General features: G+C 69.3%; 2 protein-coding genes and 1 pseudogene. All 3 read left to right on the forward strand.

Translation table 11 applies throughout. The annotated features are described in order from the left end of the window. Nucleotides 1-260 (forward strand): annotated as a pseudogene (locus D3H34_RS34375) (UDP-N-acetylmuramoyl-tripeptide--D-alanyl-D-alanine ligase); the annotation flags it as partial. Further along, nucleotides 251-1,429: a phospho-N-acetylmuramoyl-pentapeptide-transferase gene (gene mraY / locus D3H34_RS31315; RefSeq protein ID WP_119558714.1), complete on the forward strand. Its 1,179-nt coding sequence runs from the start codon at nucleotides 251-253 to the stop codon at nucleotides 1,427-1,429. The pseudogene D3H34_RS34375 and the gene mraY, both read left to right, overlap by 10 nt. After that, nucleotides 1,426-3,132: UDP-N-acetylmuramoyl-L-alanine--D-glutamate ligase (murD, locus tag D3H34_RS31320; RefSeq protein WP_119558715.1), on the forward strand; the 1,707-nt coding region annotated here is incomplete at its 3' end. The genes mraY and murD, both read left to right, overlap by 4 nt.

Here is a 3,132-nt window from a genome sequence, read left to right on the forward strand (position 1 = left end):
GCTATGCGCGCGAACTCGGCATCGAGCGCGTGCTGACGCTGGGCGCGCAAAGCACGCACGCGGCCGCGGCCTGCGGCGCGGCAGCGCAACATTTTGCAGACATGGCATCGCTGCTGGCAGCGGTGCGCGAAGGGCTGCCCGCGGTGGGCAGCCTGTTGATCAAGGGATCTCGGTTCATGAAGATGGAACAGGTGGTGCAGGCCGTCCAGGCCTGCGCGGGCACAAACCCCAGCGCAGCATCGGAGGCCGCATGCTGCTGATGCTTTTTCAATGGTTGCAAGGTCTGTCGCCGGAATTCGGTTTCCTGCGCGTTTTCCAGTATTTGACGCTGCGCGCCGTGATGGCCGCGCTCACCGCGCTGGTGATCGGCCTCGCGGCCGGCCCGCGCGTGATCCGTTTGCTCGCATCGCTGAAGATCGGCCAGCCGGTGCGCGGCTACGGCATGGAGACCCATCTGGTCAAGAGCGGCACGCCCACCATGGGCGGTGTGCTGATCCTGCTGTCGATCGCGATTTCCACGCTGCTGTGGTTCGAGCTGTCGAACCGCTTCGTCTGGATCGTGCTGCTGGTGACGCTGGGCTTCGGCGCGATCGGCTGGGTCGACGACTGGCGCAAGGTCGTCAACAAGGACCCCGAAGGCATGCGTTCGGGCGAGAAGTATTTCTGGCAGTCGGTGATCGGCCTGCTGGCCGCGCTGTACCTGGTGTTCAGCATTTCCGAAAACAGCAACGTGCAGGTGTTCGAGCTGTTCATCCGCTGGGTGCAGTCGGGCTTCTCCATGGACCTGCCGCCCAAGGCCGGCCTGCTGGTGCCGTTCTTCAAGGAAGTCAGCTACCCGCTGGGCGTGCTGGGCTTCGTGATCATGACCTATCTGGTGATCGTCGGCGCGAGCAATGCCGTCAATCTGACCGACGGCCTCGACGGCCTGGCCATCATGCCGGTGATCATGGTCGGCTCGGCGCTGGGCGTGTTCGCCTATGTCACGGGCAGCGTCAATTTCGCCAGGTACCTGCTGTTCCCGCACATCGCGGGCTCCGGTGAGCTGCTGATTTTCTGCGCGGCCATGGCCGGCGCGGGTCTGGCCTTCCTGTGGTTCAACGCCCACCCGGCCCAGGTGTTCATGGGCGACGTCGGCGCGCTCGCGCTCGGCGGCGCGCTGGGCACGATCGCGGTGATCGTGCGCCAGGAAATCGTGCTGGCCATCATGGGCGGCATCTTCGTCGCCGAGGCGGTGTCGGTGATGCTGCAGGTGGTCTGGTTCAAGTACACCAAGAAACGCTACGGCGAAGGCCGGCGCCTGCTGAAGATGGCGCCGCTGCACCACCATTTCGAGAAGAGCGGCTGGAAGGAAACGCAGGTCGTGACGCGTTTCTGGATCATCACCATGCTGTTGTGCCTGATCGGCCTGTCGACGCTGAAACTGCGATGAATACGCCCGATTCCACCCCTGTGCCCACCGACGCCCTGGCGCCGGCCGAGGCCGTGCGCGCACCTGCGCCCGATGCCGCGGCGCTGCCGCCGGAGCAGGACGCCGCCGTGCCCGCCGAACTGATGGCGCCGGCCGAGCTGGCGGAATCCGCCGAACCTGCGCCGGCCGCGCCCGTGCCGCCGCTGTCCAGCCTGCATGCGGCCGAAGACGCCGCGGCGTTCGTCGCGCAGATTTTTGCGCAGGTGGCCGCGCCGGCCACCGAGTCCGACGCCGAGGTGCCGGCCGTGGCCGCACCCGAAGCCGCGCCCGAGTTGCCGCCCGTGCCCGCAGGCTGGCCGCAGGCATCGGATGAACAGGAACTGCCGCTCGCCGGCCAGCAATTGCTGGTGCTGGGCCTGGGCGCTTCGGGCCTGGCGATGGCGCGCTGGTGCGTGCGCCTGGGCGCCCAGGTGACCGTGGCCGATACGCGCGCGGCGCCGCCGCAGCTCGCGGTGCTCGCCCGGGAACTGCCCCAGGTGCGTTTCGTCGCCGGCGCGTTCGATGCGTCGCTGCTCGACGGCCAGAACTTCGCCGCCGTTTACCGTTCTCCGGGCCTGAGCCCGGCGCAGCTCGCGCCCGTGCTCGAAGCGGCCCGGGCCCAGGGCCTGCGCCTCGGCGGCGAGCTCGATCTGTTCGCGCTGGCGCTGCAGTCGCTCGCCCAGGGCCATGGCTACCAGCCCGCGGTGCTGGCGATCACCGGCACCAACGGCAAGACCACGGTCACCTCGCTCACGGGCCAGTTGCTCGCGCATGCGGGCAAGACCGTGGCCGTGGCCGGCAACATCGGCCCGACGCTGCTCGACACGCTGGCCGGCCATATCGACGCCGGCACGCTGCCCCAGGCCTGGGTGCTCGAGCTGTCGAGCTTCCAGCTCGACGCCGCCACGGGCTTCTCGCCCACGGCCGCGACCGTGCTCAACATCAGCCAGGACCATCTCGACTGGCATGGCAGCCTCGAGGCCTATGCCGCGGCCAAGGCGCGGATTTTCGGCGACGGCCTGATGGTGCTCAACCGCGAAGACCCGGTCGTGATGCAGATGCTGCCCGCGCCGACGCGCGTCAAGCTGCAGCGCCCGCAGGAACGCGTGCATCTGACTTTCGGCGGCGACATGCCGCGCCGTCCGGGCGATTTCGGCATCGAAATCGTCGCCGGCATGGCCTGGCTGGTGCGCGCGCTCGAAGCCGACGAAACCGGCAAGCGCGCCAAGGCGCCACAGGACGATCTGCATATCCAGCGGCTGATGCCCGCCGATGCGCTGCGCATCCGCGGCCGGCACAACGCGATCAACGCGCTGTCGGCGCTGGCCCTGGCCTCGGCCGCGGGCTGCGCGCTAGCCCCCATGCTCTACGGCCTGCGTGAATACCGCGGCGAGCCGCACCGCGTCGAGCCCGTCGGCGTGGTCGGCGAAGTCGAGTTCTTCGACGACAGCAAGGGCACCAACGTCGGCGCGACCGTGGCCGCGCTCACGGGCCTGGGCGCCGACCGCCGGCTGGTGGTGATCATGGGCGGCGAAGGCAAGGGCCAGGATTTCTCGCCGCTGGCCGCGCCCGTGGCGCGCTATGCGCGCGCCGTGGTGCTGATCGGGCGCGACGCGGCGCTGATCCGCGCGGCCCTCGACGTGAGCGGCGTGCCGCTGCTCGCGGCCGAATCGATGGCCCAGGCC

The sequence above is a fragment of the Acidovorax cavernicola genome (assembly GCF_003581445.1).

Excerpts from the sequence above, each read along its gene's own strand:
- mraY (WP_119558714.1), top strand. The coding sequence starts at position 251 with ATGCTGCTGATGCTTTTTCAATGGTTGCAAGGTCTGTCGCCGGAATTC.